Source organism: Martelella sp. K41-7, from assembly GCF_055808365.1.
Map to the genome: position 1 here is coordinate 445996 of NZ_CM147867.1, position 17765 is coordinate 463760.

17 protein-coding genes and 1 pseudogene are annotated in these 17765 nt (G+C 58.0%); 10 read left to right on the forward strand and 8 right to left on the reverse strand.

The features are described from left to right. The first annotated feature begins 6 nt into the window (after window positions 1-6). The 4 genes from AC0L7L_RS02145 to AC0L7L_RS02160 all read left to right on the forward strand — a co-directional run bounded on the left by AC0L7L_RS02145 (window position 7) and on the right by AC0L7L_RS02160 (window position 3885). Window positions 7-984, forward strand: a complete 978-nt coding sequence (locus AC0L7L_RS02145; protein WP_272210021.1) for a tripartite tricarboxylate transporter substrate binding protein — start codon at window positions 7-9, stop codon at window positions 982-984. A 20-nt stretch (window positions 985-1004) separates the two neighbouring features. Continuing rightward, on the forward strand, window positions 1005-1475 hold the full coding sequence (locus tag AC0L7L_RS02150) for a tripartite tricarboxylate transporter TctB family protein (protein ID WP_272210022.1): 471 nt from the start codon (window positions 1005-1007) through the stop codon (window positions 1473-1475). After that, window positions 1475-3004, forward strand: a complete 1530-nt coding sequence (locus AC0L7L_RS02155) for a tripartite tricarboxylate transporter permease (RefSeq protein ID WP_272210023.1) — start codon at window positions 1475-1477, stop codon at window positions 3002-3004. The genes AC0L7L_RS02150 and AC0L7L_RS02155 overlap by 1 nt, the downstream gene beginning before the upstream one ends. 62 nt (window positions 3005-3066) lie before the next feature. Continuing rightward, window positions 3067-3885 (forward strand): SDR family oxidoreductase, encoded by an 819-nt coding sequence (locus tag AC0L7L_RS02160; protein WP_473511599.1) that lies wholly within the window; start codon window positions 3067-3069, stop codon window positions 3883-3885. An 89-nt stretch (window positions 3886-3974) separates the two neighbouring features. Here the strand turns inward: AC0L7L_RS02160 and AC0L7L_RS02165 are convergent, their stop codons facing one another. The 6 genes from AC0L7L_RS02165 to AC0L7L_RS02190 form a co-directional block, all read right to left on the reverse strand. Continuing rightward, window positions 3975-4682: a carbonic anhydrase gene (locus tag AC0L7L_RS02165; protein WP_473511602.1), complete on the reverse strand. Its 708-nt coding sequence runs from the start codon at window positions 4680-4682 to the stop codon at window positions 3975-3977. Window positions 4683-4832: 150 nt separating this feature from the next. Then, complete coding sequence (locus AC0L7L_RS02170) at window positions 4833-5813, reverse strand: helix-turn-helix domain-containing protein (RefSeq protein ID WP_272210025.1); 981 nt, start codon at window positions 5811-5813, stop codon at window positions 4833-4835. A 93-nt stretch (window positions 5814-5906) separates the two neighbouring features. Then, complete coding sequence (locus AC0L7L_RS02175; protein WP_473511605.1) at window positions 5907-6746, reverse strand: GNAT family N-acetyltransferase; 840 nt, start codon at window positions 6744-6746, stop codon at window positions 5907-5909. Window positions 6747-6894: 148 nt separating this feature from the next. Continuing rightward, on the reverse strand, window positions 6895-7473 hold the full coding sequence (locus AC0L7L_RS02180) for a UbiX family flavin prenyltransferase (RefSeq protein ID WP_473511607.1): 579 nt from the start codon (window positions 7471-7473) through the stop codon (window positions 6895-6897). A 293-nt stretch (window positions 7474-7766) separates the two neighbouring features. After that, window positions 7767-8521 (reverse strand): IS5 family transposase gene (locus AC0L7L_RS02185; protein WP_473511182.1). Its coding sequence is split into 2 segments (ribosomal slippage): window positions 7767-8188 and window positions 8188-8521, totalling 756 coding nucleotides; the frame shifts between segments, so codons are not numbered across the junction. Window positions 8522-9250: 729 nt separating this feature from the next. Next, complete coding sequence (locus AC0L7L_RS02190; RefSeq protein ID WP_272210029.1) at window positions 9251-11317, reverse strand: M3 family metallopeptidase; 2067 nt, start codon at window positions 11315-11317, stop codon at window positions 9251-9253. A gap of 149 nt (window positions 11318-11466) precedes the next feature. Between AC0L7L_RS02190 and AC0L7L_RS02195 the strand changes: the two genes are divergently transcribed. Continuing rightward, complete coding sequence (locus tag AC0L7L_RS02195; protein ID WP_473511610.1) at window positions 11467-11916, forward strand: MarR family winged helix-turn-helix transcriptional regulator; 450 nt, start codon at window positions 11467-11469, stop codon at window positions 11914-11916. 2 nt (window positions 11917-11918) lie between these two features. Then, window positions 11919-13199: a multidrug effflux MFS transporter gene (locus AC0L7L_RS02200; protein ID WP_272210031.1), complete on the forward strand. Its 1281-nt coding sequence runs from the start codon at window positions 11919-11921 to the stop codon at window positions 13197-13199. Between the two features lie 71 nt (window positions 13200-13270). Here the strand turns inward: AC0L7L_RS02200 and AC0L7L_RS02205 are convergent, their stop codons facing one another. After that, window positions 13271-14491, reverse strand: a complete 1221-nt coding sequence (locus AC0L7L_RS02205; protein WP_272210032.1) for an argininosuccinate synthase — start codon at window positions 14489-14491, stop codon at window positions 13271-13273. Window positions 14492-14771: 280 nt separating this feature from the next. On the opposite strand from AC0L7L_RS02205, the gene AC0L7L_RS02210 reads away from it, so the two are divergent. The 4 genes from AC0L7L_RS02210 (at window position 14772) to AC0L7L_RS02225 (ending at window position 17008) form a co-directional block, all read left to right on the forward strand. After that, entirely contained in the window at window positions 14772-15638 is an 867-nt protein-coding gene (locus AC0L7L_RS02210; RefSeq protein ID WP_272210033.1) for an SDR family NAD(P)-dependent oxidoreductase, read from the forward strand. A 1-nt stretch (window position 15639) separates the two neighbouring features. After that, entirely contained in the window at window positions 15640-15984 is a 345-nt protein-coding gene (locus tag AC0L7L_RS02215; protein ID WP_272210034.1) for a TfoX/Sxy family protein, read from the forward strand. Window positions 15985-16083: 99 nt separating this feature from the next. Next, window positions 16084-16716 carry a riboflavin synthase subunit alpha gene (locus AC0L7L_RS02220; RefSeq protein ID WP_272210035.1) on the forward strand — a complete coding sequence of 211 codons (633 nt, stop codon included), beginning with the start codon at window positions 16084-16086 and terminating at the stop codon, window positions 16714-16716. 73 nt (window positions 16717-16789) lie between these two features. Next, window positions 16790-17008, forward strand: coding sequence for a DUF6500 family protein (locus AC0L7L_RS02225; RefSeq protein ID WP_272210036.1), 219 nt, complete (start codon window positions 16790-16792; stop codon window positions 17006-17008). Window positions 17009-17107: 99 nt separating this feature from the next. On the opposite strand, the pseudogene AC0L7L_RS02230 reads toward AC0L7L_RS02225, so the two are convergent. Beyond that, window positions 17108-17711, reverse strand: a pseudogene (locus tag AC0L7L_RS02230) (superoxide dismutase). Window positions 17712-17765: the final 54 nt, after the last annotated feature.

Genomic DNA, 17765 nt, shown 5'->3' on the forward strand with positions numbered 1-17765 from the left:
GTAGATATGAAAACCACACTGAAGACACTTGTCCACACCACGGTTGCCGCTGCGGCTCTTCTTGGGCTTGCAGGCGCTGCCCACGCCGAATGGCCGGAGCGCGCCGTCACGGTGATCGTGCCGTGGTCTGCCGGCGGTGGCACCGACGCTACCGCGCGTGCTGTCGCTGCCGATCTGGAGGAAAAGTTCGGCCAACCCTTCAACGTCGTCAACCGCACTGGCGGCGGCGGCCTCGTCGGTCACTCGGCAATCGCCAATGCCAAGCCGGATGGCTACACCATCGGCGTCATCACCATTGAAAGCACGATGTACGAGACGCAGGGACTTCCGGGCGTCAACCCTGACAGCTACGATTATGTCGGACGTTACAATGCTGATGCCATCGGCATCAATGTTCAGGCCGATGCCGGTTATGCCGGCGTCGAGGCGCTGATCGAGGACGTCAAGGCCAATCCCGGCACGATCACCGCATCGGGCGCCAATCGTGGCGGCCTTTCGCATCTGGCCTGGGCCGGTCTTCTCAACAAGCTCGGAATTGCCCCGGATGCCAGCATCTGGGTGGCATCCGATGGTTCGGCGCCTGCGCTGCAGCAGCTTGCTGCCGGCGCGATCGATGTGGTGTCCACGTCCCCGGCCGAAGCCCGTTCGCTGGTTGAGGCCGGTGAGGTCGCAACGCTGGCCCTGATCGCCGATGAGCGCAGCCCGCTGTTTCCCGATATCCCGACGACCACCGAAGCGCTCGACGTGGAATGGTCGCCGATGCCATTCCGCGGTCTTGCCGGCCCGGCCGGTCTGCCGGCTGAAACGGTCGAGGCGCTTGAGGCGGCGCTGCAGGAAATCTGCAACGATCCGGAGTTCAAGTCGTTCATGTCGTCGCGGGGCTTCTCCGTCGCCTATCAGGATTCCGCTACCTTCAAGCAAACGGTCTACAGCGACTATGAAGGGCTTGCGGAGACCATGAAGGTTCTGGGTCTGGCGAAATAGCATTGCCGGAGTGAACTGATATGAAAATTAGCGACCGGATCACCGGGCCCGCTTTGTCGCTCTTCGGAGTGGCCGTGATCGTGGGGGCTATGCAGCTCCCCACGGTCCCGGGCGTGCGCTTCGGTGCGGACCTCATGCCCATGCTGGTGGGCATCGGTTTTATCGGGCTGGGGATCGCCATCAGTGTGGGTGGTTTCATCGCCGGCGGCGATCAAAAGCTCATTGACCTTTCCGAATGGCGTGTGCCCTGGCGCAAGAAGGCTGCAGCGTTCTGGACGCTTGGCGGTCTCGTGCTCGGCATCTTCGTCTTTCATGCGGTTGGCTTTCCGCTCTACGCCTTCGTCTACATGGCCGTGCTGATGCTTCTCATGGGAGCATCATGGCCGGTGACCGTGATCATCAGCCCGACTGTGGTGCTGCTGCTCTATTTCGGCTTTTCGAAGGGGCTGCTTGTGCCACTGCCCGCAGGTCTTCTGGGAGGGATACTCTAATGAGCGCCGATACGCTGCTTCAGGCACTGACAATAGTGCTGCAGACAGATGTGCTTCTCGCGATCCTGCTGGGCGCTGTCTACGGACTTTTCATCGGCGCCTTGCCGGGGCTGACGGCAACCATGTCGACGGCACTGCTGGTACCGATCACCTTCTACATGGCGCCGGTGCCGGCCATCGCGCTGATCGTCTCCTCGACGGCGATGGCGATTTCCGCCGGTGACATGCCGGGCACGCTGCTGCGCATTCCCGGAACACCGGCCTCTGCCGCCTACACCGATGAATCCTATCAGATGACGCTCAAAGGCGAGGCCTCCACGGCGTTGTCGATCGGCTTTTTCTTCTCGGCTATGGGCGGTCTTGTCGGCGCCATGGTGCTGTTGGTCACCGGGCCGCTCCTTGCCAAGGTCTCGCTCAATTTCTCCAGTTTCGAGTTCTTCTGGCTGGCGGTGCTCGGCCTTTTGACCTGCGCTCTGGTTTCCGGTGCCGATGCTGCGCGCGGCTTCACCTCGTTATTGTTCGGGATCTTGATCGCAACGGTCGGTCTCGACATCACCACAGGCTCGCCGCGTTTCGTGTTCGGCCAGATGGAACTGATGGGCGGTGTGTCCTTTATTCCCGTGATGATCGGCATGTTCGCCTTTTCGGAAATCCTGCGCGGCTTCACCACCAACCAGAGCGGTGGCGAAGAAATGCCGAAGCTCGGAAAGATCGTGCCGTTTCAGGGCATTTTCGGGCTGTTCAGGAAATATCCGTTTTCCTTTGTACGCGGCGCCTCGCTTGGCACCGCCGTCGGTGCATTGCCGGGTGTCGGTGGCGATCTTGCTGCCTGGATTGCCTATGGCATGAGCAAACGCTTTTCCAAGACGCCGGAAAAATACGGAACCGGACACCCGGAGGGGCTGATCGAATCGACGTCGTCCAATAATGCGGGGCTTTCCAGCGCCTGGATCCCGGCACTTGTGTTCGGCATTCCCGGTGACGCGGTCACCGCCATTGCCGTTGGCGTGTTGTTCATGAAGGGCGTCAATCCCGGCCCACGGCTCTTTGTTGAAAACCCGTCAATGCCGACGGCGATCATCATGTGCTTTTTCCTCGCCAACCTGCTGCTGTTCCCGCTCGGCTTTGTGGCGATCAAGCTTGCCCGCCATGTCTTGTCGATCCCGCGCTCGGTGATCGTGCCGATCATCCTGGTGTGCTGCTTCCTTGGATCATACGCCGTCAATAACACCCTGTTTGGCGTCTGGATCATGCTGATTGCCGGTGCCGTTGGTTATGTGATGGAGCGCAACGGTTTTCCGATCGCACCGGTCATTCTCGGTCTCGTGCTGGGGCCGGTTCTGGAGCGCAATTTCATTATGTCGATGCAGATTTCCGGCGGCAATCTTCTGGGCTTTTTCGAACGTCCCATTGCGGCTTTCCTCGGCGTTGTCGTCTGTCTGATTTTGGTCGCGACCGTCGTGCGCTCGATCCTCTATTTCCGGCGCACAGAACCGGGCGGGGGCGATGCGGTTCACGAAGCGCAATAACCTGTTTCCGGCACAAGATGCTGGTTCACTTCAAACAAACCCCTTCTGAAAGGATGAAAACCATGGACAATATGTTCTCCGTTGAAGGTCGTATCGCTGTCGTTACAGGCGGTTTGGGCCAACTTGGTACCCAGTTCTCGAAATCGCTGGCAGAAGCCGGTGCCAAGGTCGCGATCTTTTCCCGCCGGCCTTTTTCCGAGGCCCAGATCGCGGAAAAATTCCCGGGTCTTGAAGATCGCATCAAGGTCTATGAGGCCTCGGTTACTGATAAGGCCGCGCTGCAGGTGGCAACCGATCAGTTAATCGCTGATTGGGGTGTGCCACATGTGCTTGTCAACAATGCTGGCATTGATTCCAAGCCGGATGGCGGCGCCGATCAGAATGCCCCCTTCGAGGACTATCCGCAGAAATATTGGGACGAGATCATCGATGCCAACCTGACGGGCGTAATGCTCACAAGCCAGGTTGTGGGCACCAAGATGGCCGAAGCCGAGCGCGGCTCGATCATCAATGTCGGTTCGATGTATGGCATGGTCTCGCCCAATCAGGCGCTTTATGCCTACAGGCTGGAACGTGACGGTGTGCCCTTCATCAAGGCCGTGTCCTATGCCGCTTCGAAGTCTGGTCTCTTGAACCTGACGCGCTATCTCGCAACCTATTGGGCGCCCAAGAAGGTCCGCTGCAACATCATCTCGTTTGGTGGTGTGAAGACGGGATCATATGACAAGGAATTCATCGATGCGTTTCTGGAACGCGTTCCGCTTGGCCGTCAGGCCGAGGTCGATGAATATAATGGTGTGGTCCGCTTCCTCGCCTCCGACGCCTCCTCCTACATGACCGGCTCCAATGTCGTCGTCGATGGCGGCTTCACCGCCTGGTAGGCGCGAAGCTGAAGATTTTTCTCTCCCGAAAATCTGGGCGGCGGCCGTGCTTGCGGTCGCCGCCTTTTCTGTGTTCGAGGTGGCCGTTTCTAGAAGAAGCTGACCCGACCTGTTGCGATATCGTAGATGCCTGCCGCCGAACCAAGCGTACCATCTGCGTTGGCGGCCGAAAGAATCGGGCCGGTGGTTGCCGCTATTTCGGCATTGCGAACTGCGTTTTTCGCCGTTGCTGCCATCATCAAATCTTCCGGCTCGTCCGCCATTGCTTCATAGACGGCAGGACGGATGGCGTTGACGAGGCTCGGCAGATGCCCCGGCGGCAGTTCATTGTCTTCGATGGAGGCGATGGTTGCCTCGACCGCGCCGCAACTGGTGTGGCCAAGGACGAGGACAGCCCTGATGCCGAGTACGGCTGCGGCATATTCGAGGCTGGCAATCCCGTCTTCATTCAGGAAATTGCCAGCGACCCGGACCACAAAAAGATCGCCCGGTGCCTGGTCGAAAATCAGTTCGGGTACGACACGGGAATCCGAACAGGTGACGATCGCAGCGAAAGGTTGCTGGCCGAGAGAGCGTGCAACGCGGGCGGCGGAGTGATCCGTATTGACCGGCTTATTCGCCACATAACGGCGGTTCCCCTCGACAAGCTTGCCGAGCGCCTCCTCCGCCGTTTGCGGGCGTGGCTCATCGCTCTGTGCAAATGCACGCGATGCAAGCGGCGCTGCCAGCGAAACGGCAAGGCCGCCAGCAAGCAATCCGCGGCGGCTGAGCATCCCTGTTGAGCATTTATGACACATGGCATGATCTCCTCTTTGACCTCTCTGGGTCTTTGCGCACCGATGCCGCCGCCGCATCATCAAAGGCTTGCGGGCAGGCATCGGAAATGATGCTGGTTGGAAGACGGACGGTCGGCTATCCGATTTACGCAAGGATTGACAAAAGCAAGGTCAGTTCAAGGACCTGCCGGCAAGTGTTGCTGATGGTGGTTCGCCGAAGGCGTTTCCGTAGTCTTGCGAAAAGCGTCCGAGATGCAGGAAGCCGAACTGCATCGCAACCCGTGTAACCGTCGTCTCATCACCACAGGCTACCGTGAGCGCATTGCGGGCCCGGTTCAGCCTGAGCGAGCGCAGATAGGCATTGGGAGACATGCCGATATAGTCGTTGAACGCATATTGCAGCGTGCGTGCGGAGACGCCGGTGTGGGCGCAGAGGTCCACCATGGTTGGCAAGGTGTCGGCATCGAGACAGTCTTTCGCAAAGTTGCGGGTACGACGACACAGGCTGACGGCCCGCGAGAGCGCGGGGCGGGGCGCGCTATCCTGATGTGGCCGCTCGGATGTGGCCGCGATCTCCAGCGCTGCCTGTAGCAGGAGCTGGTGCATGCGTTTGATCTCACCGGTTTGTCCGGTCGTCTTGTCTGTTTTTGCCAGACACATTTCGATCAGGGCTGCGAAGGCTGGCTTTAGTTTCGTTTGCCAGGCGCGCACCTGACTGGGGGCCTGTTCCCAGTGCTGTGGCTCAAGGATGCGGGCGGCCTCCGCAAAGCTGTCCTGATCAAACCGGATATAGACGGTCTGGGCACCTTTCGGCACGAACAGATCAAATTCCGTTCTTTCAGGCATGAAAAACACGGTGTCGGCATGTCCGTGGCCGTATTCAGAAAAGCGGAAGCCGGGGGCAGGTGTGCAATAGGAAAGGGTGCAGAGGTTTGTCGGTGTCGCGCCAAGTTTCTGGACAGCGGCATGCTGGCGCTCACGCACCACCGTCTGGCAGCCGAGTGCCAGCGTGTCCATAGTGCTGACCGGTTTTCCGCCTGTCAGCTGGAAGCACTCCATGTCGATCCAGGGCTGCAGTGCGGCCTGCTGCGCAGCATCGTAGACTTCCCATGATTGCCTGGGTTCCTGTTCGGCAGCGCTTTTTGCCTGCATCAGTGTGTCCTCTCGCGCACCAAAGTCATTTTTCTCTGACCTCCGCTCAGGAACCTTGCCTGACTTATGTACTGATCCGCAAGCGCTGTTTTGTCAGCCCAGTTCGAGACTGGTGACGGCGAAGACGCCGGCGATGTGCAGGTCGGGTTTTGTCCCGCAATACATCCGCGCGGTTTCAAACCCGCGGGTGAGGCCTGCGGCTTCCAGCCATGTGATGAAGCCGAGCTGCATCACCGGTACGTCGATATCGACGCGCTGGCTGCCGATATCGGCGATCAGGCCGGCCAGCAGTGCCTTGGCGGCTTGTGGGGTCTTGGCGAATAGCGGGCCGAACTTGAAGCCGTCGCGGCATTTGCGGGCGGCGCCATAGCCGAAGATTTCGCCATCCTTCTCGATCAGCCGGGCACTTTCGGCGGTTTTGAACCACGCGCTGAGGAAATTCGTGCGGGGGGCAGGAAAGAAGGCGGTTTCGAAGGCAGCGATCGCCTCTAGGTCGGCTTCGGCTATCGTCCGGCTATCGGCATGTCCCGAACAGAGTGTTGCATCGATCGTTCCGCTCCAGCGTGCGGTGGCGTAGTCGGCGGCAAAACCCATGCGGCCATAATTCTGCTGCTGTTCGGGGACACCGTCGAGACCGATCAGTCGGTTGCCAAGATAGGTCACCGCTTTTTCCCAGACCAGCCGGCCGTACCCTTTGCCACGCATGTCCGGCCGGGTGATGTAAAGTCCGATGAAGCCGAAACCGGTGCTGTAGGCCACGGCAGAAATGCCGGAGACCATGACGCCGTCAACAAAACAGCCGAAGAAGCCTTCGCGGTCTGCAGCCTGGAACGGTGTCGCATCGGACAGGCCCGGATTCCAGCCTTCCGTCGCGGCCCAGTCAAGCAGCGTTTCGATTTGGGAGAGATCCAGAACACGGATTTCGGGCTGCATGGCGATTGATCCTGTTCTGGCGGCAGGCGTGTCGGGTTGGCGCGCCTGTGTGCTGATTGTCCACGAAAGCATATGACGGTCGACCGGACAAGGAAAGGCCGATTGCTGAGAGGGAGCGGTTCTGCACCGCTCAGACGCCTCGGTTTGTTCAGGCGCCTCCACCCCATCGCCGGACGATATCATTGTCGAGGTCGAAGAGGTCGAGCGCTCGGGCCACGGTCTGGGAGACCATGTCATCGAGGCTTTTCGGTTTGGCATAAAAGGCAGGCACCGGCGGCATCACGATCGCCCCGGCTTCGGTCACTGCAGTCATGGCGCGCAGATGACCGAGATGTAGCGGCGTCTCGCGCACCATAAGCACCAGACGGCGACGATCTTTCAGCATGACGTCGGCAGCACGGGTCAACAGTCCCGCTGTCACCCCGGTCGCGATTTCCGAGAGGCTGCGGATCGAGCAGGGGGCGACGAGCATGCCCATTGTCCGAAAGGAGCCACTGGCAATCGCCGCCCCGACATCGTCGGGCTGATAGACCACATCGGCACTGGCATGGACCTCAGCAAGGCTCAGTTCGGTCTCGTGGCCGAGAGTGAGCGTGGCAGATCGCGTCATCACCAGATGCGTCTCGATCTCGAGCTGCCGCAACAGGTCAAGGGCACGGAGCCCGTAAATCACGCCGGAGGCACCGCTGATGCCGACGACAAGGCGCTTTCGATTGAGGTCTGTCATGTTTTCCTCGAAGAGAGAATACCATAGATGTCGGGGCCTCGTCGGGGAAGCCTATAGCGGATATCATTTCGATCCGAAATGTTGAATGACAACGGTACAACCGCTTGTGATTGAATTACTTCAATCTTCGGTTTAGCGCAAAAAAGCCTCAATGCATGTTGTATGCCATCACGGAATTTTGAAGTGGCGGAATTCGGTGAACTGTTAACTGGTGTAGCGGGCGCGCGGAGAACACGGCAAGTGGGATGACGCAACAATCTTTCAAAAAGCACTAGGCTCAGGACTCGTTAAAATCATAGCCAGAAGATAACAGCAGCAGCGATGCATATGCTTGAGAAGAAAGTGTGTGCACAACGGTCGTATCGGGTGTGAATTCGGCGCCAGTCCTTGAGCCTGCCAAACATGTTCTCGATTTTATGACGCTTTTGGTAGAGCTTGCGGTCATGCGCTATTGGGACCTTTCTGTTCGCCCTCGATGGAATGCAGGCCTTGATTTTGCGCTCCGCCAAGGCCTCTCGAAACCAGTCGGCATCGTAGCCTTTGTCGGCCAGTAACGTCTTTGCTTTGGGAAAGGATTCTATCATTCGGGCAGCACCTTTGTAGTCGCTCGTCTGCCCTTCGCTCAACAGCATGATCAGTGGTCGGCCATGGCCATCGCAAACCGCATGCAGCTTGGAGTTCAGGCCGCCTTTGGTGCGCCCGATACGTCTGGGAACATCCCCTTTTTTAGCAGACTGGCTGCGGTGCGATGTGCTTTCAAATGCGTGGCGTCGATCATCAACTGTTCCGGCTCACCGCATTCGGCCGCCAATTCAGCGAAAATCCTGTTGAACACACCAAGCCTGCTCCAGCGGATGAAGCGATTATAGATCGTCTTGTGCGGTCCATATTCCTTCGGCGCATCGCGCCATCGCAAACCATTGCGCAAGACAAAGACAATGCCGCTCACGATCAGCCGATCATCAACACGAGGCACACCGTGGGACAGCGGGAAATAAGGTTCAATCCGGCGCATCTGCGCCTGCGACAGCAGCGGAAAATCACTCATTGCGGTTCTCCATTCGAGTCCAATGAATCAAAACGAAGAGAACGTCGCAAGTGATTTAATAGGTCCTGAGCCTAGAGGTAAGGTTGTGATGTTTCGCGAAATTGAACGGAGGATACCGATCAGGAACGCAGCTCAATACGATTGTCAGTATAGCGAATGCGGTGCCTTTGAAAGACGTTCGCCTGTTTCTCAGTGCCATCCAACAAAAGGTCGGTCGCGACTTAAGTACATGTTCTGAGTATTTTTTTTGTTTTTCCCGGGAACCAAGCATGATATCTGAGCGTTAGATGATGTGTTTAAAAAAAACGGCCTATCAGAACTGAGCCAAGCTTGCGGCTTCAAATGTTAACTCAACGGGTTAGGCCAGTCAAAGCAACAGGGTGCTATCCAGTCGCAACCTTAAATTGTTCGGATTTGTATCGCATTGAAAAATCTCAGGCTGTTTAAATGCTCATGTCACTACCAATTGCGCTTCGGAACAAAGATCTGTTCCTATTGTTTCAGGCCAACTCCCCTCTACAACCGAAAGCCATTCTGGGTTGTGGTTGTTCTGATTGTCCTTCTTGTCATCTTGAAGCTCGCTGGCGTTGACTACGATCAAGAGTTGCTTTTATCGGTCAGGTCTGAAAACCCGACTTGATGGCTGGTCGGGCCTGCGTCACGCACTACTGTGTGTTTTTTCTGGCCAGGGTGTTTGCCTATGCCGGCTTGCCTGATCTGAAGACCGCCTCAGGCCAGCAATCCGCGTCCGCGCAGCATGGCGTCCGGTTCCGGCATCTTGCCTCTGAATGCGCGATAGGCCTCTTCGGGGCGGACTGATCCGCCCTTTGAGAGAATGGCATCCCGCAGACGCCGCGCCTTTTCCGGATCGAAGACGTTTCCGCCTTCCTCGAAAGCCTCAAAAGCGTCAGCGTCCAGCACCTCCGACCACATGTAGGAATAATAGCCGGCCGCATAGCCATCGCCGGAGAAGATGTGCAGGAAGTGGGGTATTGCGTGACGCATGGCGATGGCCTTGGGCATGCCGATTGCGTTGAGCACACCATCCTGAAACGCCACAGGATCGGCAGGCGGCGTGGCGGTCGTGTGCAGGTGCATGTCGACAATGGCGCAGGCCGTGTATTCCACCGTGGCGAAAGCCTGGTTGAAATTTGCCGCCTCCAGAACCTTTTCCATCAACGCTTCGGGCATCGCCTCGCCGGTGCGGTAATGCAGGGCGTAGCTGCGCAGGATATCGGGAATGGTGAGCCAGTGCTCGTAAAGCTGCGAGGGTAGTTCGACGAAATCGCGGGCAACGCCGGTGCCGGAAACCGACGGATAGGTGACGTCTGAAAGCATGCCATGCAATGCGTGCCCGAACTCGTGGAACAGCGTGCGGGCATCGTCGAGCGACAGCAATGCCGGTTTGCCTTCTGCAGGTTTGGCGAAATTGCAGACATTGATCACGATCGGCAATTCGCCGCGTTTCCCATTCGGCAAGGGCAGTTTGTGCTGGCTCCGCAGCGCGTTCATCCAGGCGCCCGAACGCTTGGTCGCGCGGTTGAAATAGTCACCGAGGAATATTGCGAAGGCTTCGTCGTTTTCATCGCGGATTTCGTAGACGCGCACATCGGGATGATATGCGGCAAGGTCCGTCCGTGCGACGGCGCGGATCCCGAACAGTCTTCCAGCGACCGCGAAACAGGCTTCCAGGATCTTTTCAAGCTGCAGGTAGGGTTTCACTTCGCTCTCGGAGAAGGCGAATTTGCGGGTCCTGAGCTTTTCCGCATAATAGCGCCAATCCCAGGCTTCGATGTCGTGGTTGGCGCCGTCTTCGGAAACCAGTGTCTGAAGCTCCTTCTCGTCATCTCCGGAAGCTTTCACGGCTTTTTCCCAGACATCCATCAACAGCGTGTCGACCGCATCTGCGGTTTTCGCCATGGTGTTGTCGAGCTTCAGAGCCGCGAAATTGTCATAGCCCAGGAGGTTTGCCTTTTCGGCGCGCAGCGCAAGCGTGTCCTTCATCACGGACCGGTTGTCATGTTCGTCGCCGGACAGGCCGCGGGAGGCCCATGCATGAAAGGCTTTTTCACGCAGGTCGCGCCGGGCGGAAAGGGTGAGGAACGGCTCCACAATCGAGCGTGAGAGCGTTACCGCATAGGCTTCGGGCCGGCCGCGCTCGCTGGCTGCAGCCGACATGGCGTCGATCAGGAAGTCGGGAAGGCCTTCAAGTTCGTCGTCTGCGGACAGAAACATTGCCCATTCGCTTTCGTCAGCCAGGACATTCTGTCCAAAACGTGTGCCGAGTTCGGCAAGCCGGCCATTGATGGCGGCAAGGCGCTTCTGTTCAGCGTCCGCCAACTGAGCACCGCTGCGGACCAGTCCCTTCCAGTGGCGCTCGAGCACAATCGACTGTTCTTCGGTCAGTGCGAGCGACTGGCGGTTGTTCCAGAGCGCGTCGATCCGCTGGAACAGCGCCTTGTTGGTGCCGATCTTCGAATAGTGCGCTGACAGTTTCGGCGCGATCTCGCGTTCCAGCGCCTGGATTTGCGGGTTGGTATCGGCTCCGGCACGGGTGAAGAATATCGAAGCCACCCGCGAAAGCGCATCGCCGGCAACTTCCAGCGCTTCGATTGTGTTGGCAAAGTCTGGTGTCGCGGCATTTTCGGCGATTGCGTCGATTTCGCGGAGATGATCGGTCAAAGCCCAGTCAAAGGCCGGAGCGAAGTCGTCGTCCGAAATTCTGTCGAATTGCGGCAGGCCCAAGGCACCGTCCCATGTCATCAGTGCCGGATTGAGATCTGTTGCATCTGCCATTGCCGTCAGTCCTGTTGTTGTCATGCCGTTTGCGCCGCTCCGGCGCGCATTCGATCTCTGCGGCATCATGGGCCCCGTGACAAGGGGGTTGATGACTGCGGGATAAAATACTAAGCAATGCTTATTAAATTTCAAGCCATGGAACTTTGATGGAAAACGAGATCGGTACAGACAGGCTGGGATTTCTGTTGTCCGATGTCGCGCGGCTATTTCGCATGGCCTTCGAGCGCGAGATTGGGACGGCTGGACTCGGCATTACACCGGGGGAAGCACGCACTCTGGCACGCATAGCCACTCGGAATGGCGCGCGTCAGAGCGAAATTGCCGAGGAACTCGGCATCGAGCCGATGACACTTTCGCGCTATCTCGACCGGCTGCAGCAATGCGGGCTGATCGAAAGACGGGTCGACCCACGTGATGGGCGGGCACGGCGCATTCACACCACCGCGCAGGCCGGTGCTGTTGTCGCCGCCATCAGGCAGCATGCCGATGGGCTGATACAGCGCGTTCAAAAGGAGCTTGCTGACGATGAAAAAGAAGTCCTGCGGAACGCGCTGAAAACCATGCGCAGTAATTTTTTGCTGCTCATTCCGGAATGACCATGACCGAGAATACCGCTTTGCCGGCGACACCGATGAGTGAGCGCCGCACCAGTCTTATCGGCGCGATGATGACCATGCTTGGCCCGTTTTCGCTCGCCATCTATACGCCTGCAATGCCTACGCTTGCGATTGCCTTTGATACGACCGACGCCGCGATCAAGCTATCGCTCTCGGTGTTTTTCGGCGGTTTTGCGTTTGCCATGCTGGTGGCCGGCCCGCTTTCCGATGCTTTCGGCCGGAGGAAGACGGCGATCGGCTTCCTTTCGGTCTACATGATCGGAAGCCTGCTTGCCGTGTTCGCCTGGGATGTCAATTCGCTGCTGCTCGGCCGCCTTGTGCAGGGGATCGGCGCGTCGGCTGGCCTCACCGTCGGGCGCGCTATCGTGCGCGACCAGTTTACCGGCGATCCCGCTGCCCGCATCATGAACATGATCGGCATCGTGCTGGCGGTCGGACCGGCTGTTGCACCGACGGTGGGCGGCCTCATTCTTTCCGTTTTCGGCTGGAAGGCGATTTTTCTGGCAATGGCCGGGTTTGGCGCGGCAAGCTCGGCCATCCTCATTACCATGATGTCGGAGACCACGGTTCCGGACCGGGAAAAGGCCAGACCCGTTCCGCTTTTGAAGGCCTATGGCCGCCTTGTGACCAGCCCGCATTTCCTGGCCGCCTCGCTTCTGATCGCCTCTGCGGTTGGTACACTCTATGCGCTGGCCTCGATACTGCCATTTGTGCTGATCAAGGTTGCGGGGCTAACGCCGTCGCAATATGGCATCGGCATGTTGATGCAGACGGGGCTTTATTTCACGGGATCCGTCGTCTTTCGCCTGGCCCTGAAACGGTTCTCCGCGCGGGCCATGGTCCGCGTCGGCCTGATATTCATCGCGCTCGGTGCGTCCGCTATCGCGATCTCGGTTGAAACACTGCCAATCAGCTATCTCTCAGTGATGCTGCCGGTGGGAAGCTTCGCTTTCGGCATTGCCTTCGTCATGCCCTATACGATGAATGCAGCGCTTCTGCCGTTTCCGGCAATCGCAGGCTCAGCTTCCGCGCTGATGGGCTTCATGCAGATGGGGTCCGGCCTTGTCACCGGCATTATCGCTGCGGCTATCGGTTCGCCCGTGCTCGCCTTGCAGTTTGTGGTGCCGTCAATGGGGGCAATCGCGGTCTGCTCCTATTTCTGGCTTGTCCGTTGTGAACGCCGGGACCGGATAGAAGAGGAAAACATGTATGCCGGTGATGCCTCGCATACCGATGTCGATGCCACACCGATCATCAAATAGTCCCCGAAACAGCAACGGGCCGGCGTTGCAGCGCCGGCCCGCGTGTGTTTTGACCGTCAGGCGGTTGAGTCTCAGCCCTGATCGCGCTTAGCAAGCGTTCTCAGGCGCAGCGCGTTGAGTTTGATGAAGCCGGCGGCGTCCTTCTGGTCATAGGCGCCGTGGTCATCCTCGAAGGTGACGAGGGCTTCGGAATAAAGCGACTTGTCGCTTTCACGGCCGATGACGATGACATTGCCCTTGTAGAGCTTCAGCGTGACTTCGCCTTCGACATGCTCCTGGCTCTTGTCGATTGCGGCCTGCAGCATGTAGCGCTCTGGCGAAAACCAGAAGCCGTAATAGATCAGCTCGGCATATTTCGGCATCAGCTCATCCTTGAGGTGGGCTGCACCCCGGTCGAGCGTGATGGATTCGATAGCGCGGTGGGCTGCGAGAAGAATGGTGCCGCCGGGCGTTTCGTAAATGCCGCGCGACTTCATGCCGACGAAGCGGTTTTCGACCAGATCAAGACGGCCAATACCGTTGTCGCGACCAAGATCGTTGAGCTTGGCGAGCAGTGTGGCCGGGCTGAGGCGTTCGCCATTGATGGAAACCGCGTCGCCCTTCTCAAAACCGATCTTGATGATGGTGGCCTTGTCGGGTGCGGCTTCCGGCGAAACCGTGCGCATATGCACATATTCCGGTGCCTCAATGGCCGGGTCTTCCAGCACGCGGCCTTCGGATGAGGAATGCAGCAAATTGGCATCGACGGAGAAGGGCGCTTCGCCACGCTTGTTCTTGGCGATCGGGATCTGGTGGTTTTCGGCGAATTCCAGAAGATCGGTCCGGCTCTTGAACGTCCAGTCGCGCCACGGCGCGATGATCTTGATATCGGGGTTCAGCGCATAAGCCGAAAGCTCGAAACGAACCTGGTCATTGCCCTTGCCGGTGGCACCATGGGCGATCGCGTCAGCGCCGGTTTCCTTGGCAATCTCGATCAGGCGCTTGGAAATCAGAGGCCGGGCAATCGAGGTGCCGAGCAGGTAGACGCCCTCGTAGACGGCATTGGCGCGGAACATCGGGAAGACGAAATCGCGCACAAATTCCTCGCGCACATCCTCGATGAAGATTTCCTTCACGCCAGCCTGTTCTGCCTTCAGGCGCGCCGGTTCCAGCTCCTCGCCCTGGCCGAGGTCGGCGGTGAAGGTCACGACTTCAGCGCCGAATTCGGTCTGGAGCCATTTCAGAATAATCGAGGTGTCGAGGCCGCCGGAATAGGCGAGCACGACCTTTTTGACGTCTTTGTGCGTTGCCATTTTTTGATCAAGTCCATCTGCTGTTTTTTGGCATGTTTGTTGCCGTTTTAGCGGCTTTGCCGCGCCACGCAAGAAAAACCCGTGTCTGCTGCGACTTTCCCGCGTGTCTCATGTGAATTTGCAGATTGACAGGGCACTTCAACTCGAAAACAGTCTGTTGAGGACAAGCGCGCGCTTCGGCTGTGACCGGTGTGTGCGAAAGAAAAGGACCATCCGCTCCATTGAGCGGTTGCGATCCGTTGCCGGCGTGAAAGCCGCCAACGACAATGGGAGGAAGACCATGAGCCAGAAGAAAGCGTCGCACCCCGCGTTGAAAGAGGGCAATTCCGCCGTGATTACCGGCGGCGCCTCGGGTATCGGATTTGCTGCCGCGAAAGCGTTCATCGGTCTCGGCATGAATGTGATGATCGCCGATATGAAGAGCGAAAAGCTGAAGGCCGCAGGCGCCGAGCTTGCCGTTCTTGCCGAAAAGAAGGGCGTGAAGGCGTTGATCCATGCTGCCGATGTCTCAGATCTGTCGGCATTGGAAGAACTCGAATGCGCGGCGGTTCAGGCTTTCGGCAAGGTCAATGTTCTGATGAACAATGCCGGCATCCAGCCAAGCACTGAAATTTTTGGCAAGCAGATGCCCTGGGAAAGGATCATCGACGTCAATCTTCTGGGCGTCATCAACGGCACGCGTATCTTTACTCCTGGCATGGCTTCACATGGCGAACCGGCACTGATCATCAATACAGGTTCGAAACAGGGTATCACCACGCCACCCGGCAATCCGGCCTATAATGTCTCTAAGGCCGGTGTGAAGGCGTTTACCGAAGCGCTTCAGCATGATCTGAGGAACCGGGAGAACTGCAAGGTCGAGGCGCATCTCCTCATCCCCGGCTTCGTCTTCACCCCGTTGACGGCGGGCGGACGTACCGAGAAACCGGAGGGCGCATGGACGCCGGAGCAGACGGTCGATTTCATGCTGCAAAGCCTTGCCGCCGGTGATTTTTATATTCTCTGCCCTGATGGTGAAGTGGATCGGGAAACCGACGAGAAACGGATGACCTGGGCCATGGGCGACATCGTCGAAAACCGCCCGCCGCTGTCGCGCTGGCATCCCGATTATGCCGATGCGTTCAAGGATTTCGTGAACGGGGCATGAGATGGCGATCGACGAGGAACTGGCGGCCCGGCTGCGCCACAGGCTTGAAGGCCTCGAAGGTGTCAGCGAAAAGAAGATGTTCGGCGGGCTCTGTTTCCTCGTCAATGGTCACATGATCGTGGCCGCTAGCCGCAGCAAGGCCGGCGAGGGGCGCTTTCTGTTCCGCATCGGCAAGAACAATGCCGATGCGGCCGTCAGCCTCGGCAAGCCGGAGCCGATGATCCACGGTGGGCGGAAGATGTCCGGGTTCTACTATCTCGACGCCGATGACCTTCCCGATCCGGTATTCGACGAATGGGTTTCGATCGCGCTGGAAAACGCCTTTTCGCTGCCGCCCAAAATGTAACACACAGCGTCTCGACTGGCCGCACTTGTCTTCATAAGGCTCTCCGACCATATTGCCGCCATCGCCGACGCCAATACCCAGAAGAAGGTGGCAGAGTTCATGTATACAGGCATTGTCCAGGCCGTCCGTCCGCTCGCTGATGTCAGCGCCTATCCCGGCGGCAAAACCTTCACCCTCGACCTCACCGATGATCTCCTTGCCGACCTGAAGCTTGGCGCCAGCGTCAATATCGAGGGCACCTGTCTTTCTGTCACCGGTATTTCCGGCAGCAATGTCACCTTTGACGCCATGACCGCCACGCTTGAGCGCACCAATCTCGGCGCGCTTCAAACGGGCCAGAACGTCAATGTCGAACGCTCGGCCAAGATGACGGATGAAAACGGCGGCCACGCTATCGCCGGCCATGTGGCAACGACAGCGGTGCTGGAGGAAATCTCGACGGCTGAAGAAAGGGCATTCATTCGCTTCCGGGTGCCTGAGGATTGGGCGAAATACATCTTTCCGCGTGGCTATCTTGCCGTTAACGGCTGCAGCCTGACGGTGGCTGAAGTTGACGATATGCTGTTCACCATCAACCTGATCCCCGAAACCATTCGCCAGACCACGTTTGCCCGCTACAAGGCCGGCGACCGGCTCAATATCGAAGTGGATCACCAGACTATGGTGATGGTGGATGTGATCGAGCGTACGGTTTCACGGGTGCTGCCGCAGCTGAGCGAAGCCCGTCGTTAAAGGTGAGCGGTTTGCACGGACCGCTTCACAAATTTGCATCCGATTAAGTGCCAATGACGGAAGTGAGATATCCATGCGGGCAAGTCTGCGCGACAAGGCGAAGGCCATCTGTGACGAAAAAATAGCCCGGAAAGGCGAAACGGTCGGTCTTTCGTTCTATGCTTTCTTCGCGAATAAAAATGACGATCCCGAACTTCTCATGGAAGCTGCAGAGTGGTGGATTAAAACCCATAAACTCGATCATTTTGAAAAGGCCGTAAAGATAAGAGACCTGATCAACTCCGGCGTCTGAGCAACGGGTTCTTCGCAGAGAGGACTGCGGGGTCATACAAGCAGAGCATAAAAAACCCGGCGCAGAGGCCGGGTTTCTTCATATCCGTAATGGCAAAACTTACTTCGTGGCGCCTTCATAGAGTTCGGCGACGTAATCCCAATTGATCATATTGTCGACGAAGGCTTCGAGGTATTTCGGACGCGCATTGCGGTAGTCGATGTAGTAGGAATGCTCCCACACGTCGACGCCGAGGATCGGCTTGGCGCCATGAACGACCGGGTTTTCGCCGTTCGGGGTCTTCATGATTTCAAGCTTGCCATCCTTGACGGCGAGCCATGCCCAGCCGGAGCCGAACTGGCCGACACCAGCGGCAATGAAATCGGACTTGAACTTGTCAAAGCCGCCGAGATCGGACGAGAATCGCGCTTTCGAGCGCGCCCGGAAGCTTGGTGCCGCCGCCGTCCTTCTTCATCCACTTCCAGAAGTGCATGTGGTTGAAGTGCTGCGCGGCATTGTTGAAGAGCGGCTGGTTGGAACCGTATGCCTTGACCATGACTTCTTCCACCGGAAGGTTGCCGAGACCGGCTTCTTCCGCCAGCTTGTTGCCGGTGGTCACATAGGTGTTGTGGTGCTTGTCGTGGTGAAACTCGAGCGTCTCAGCCGACATGTAGGGGGCGAGCGCGTCGTAAGCGTAAGGCAGTTCTGGAAGTTCAAAAGCCATCTTCAATACTCCTTTTGGCAGCCGAATAGGTAATTGGCTATTGCCAAATACATA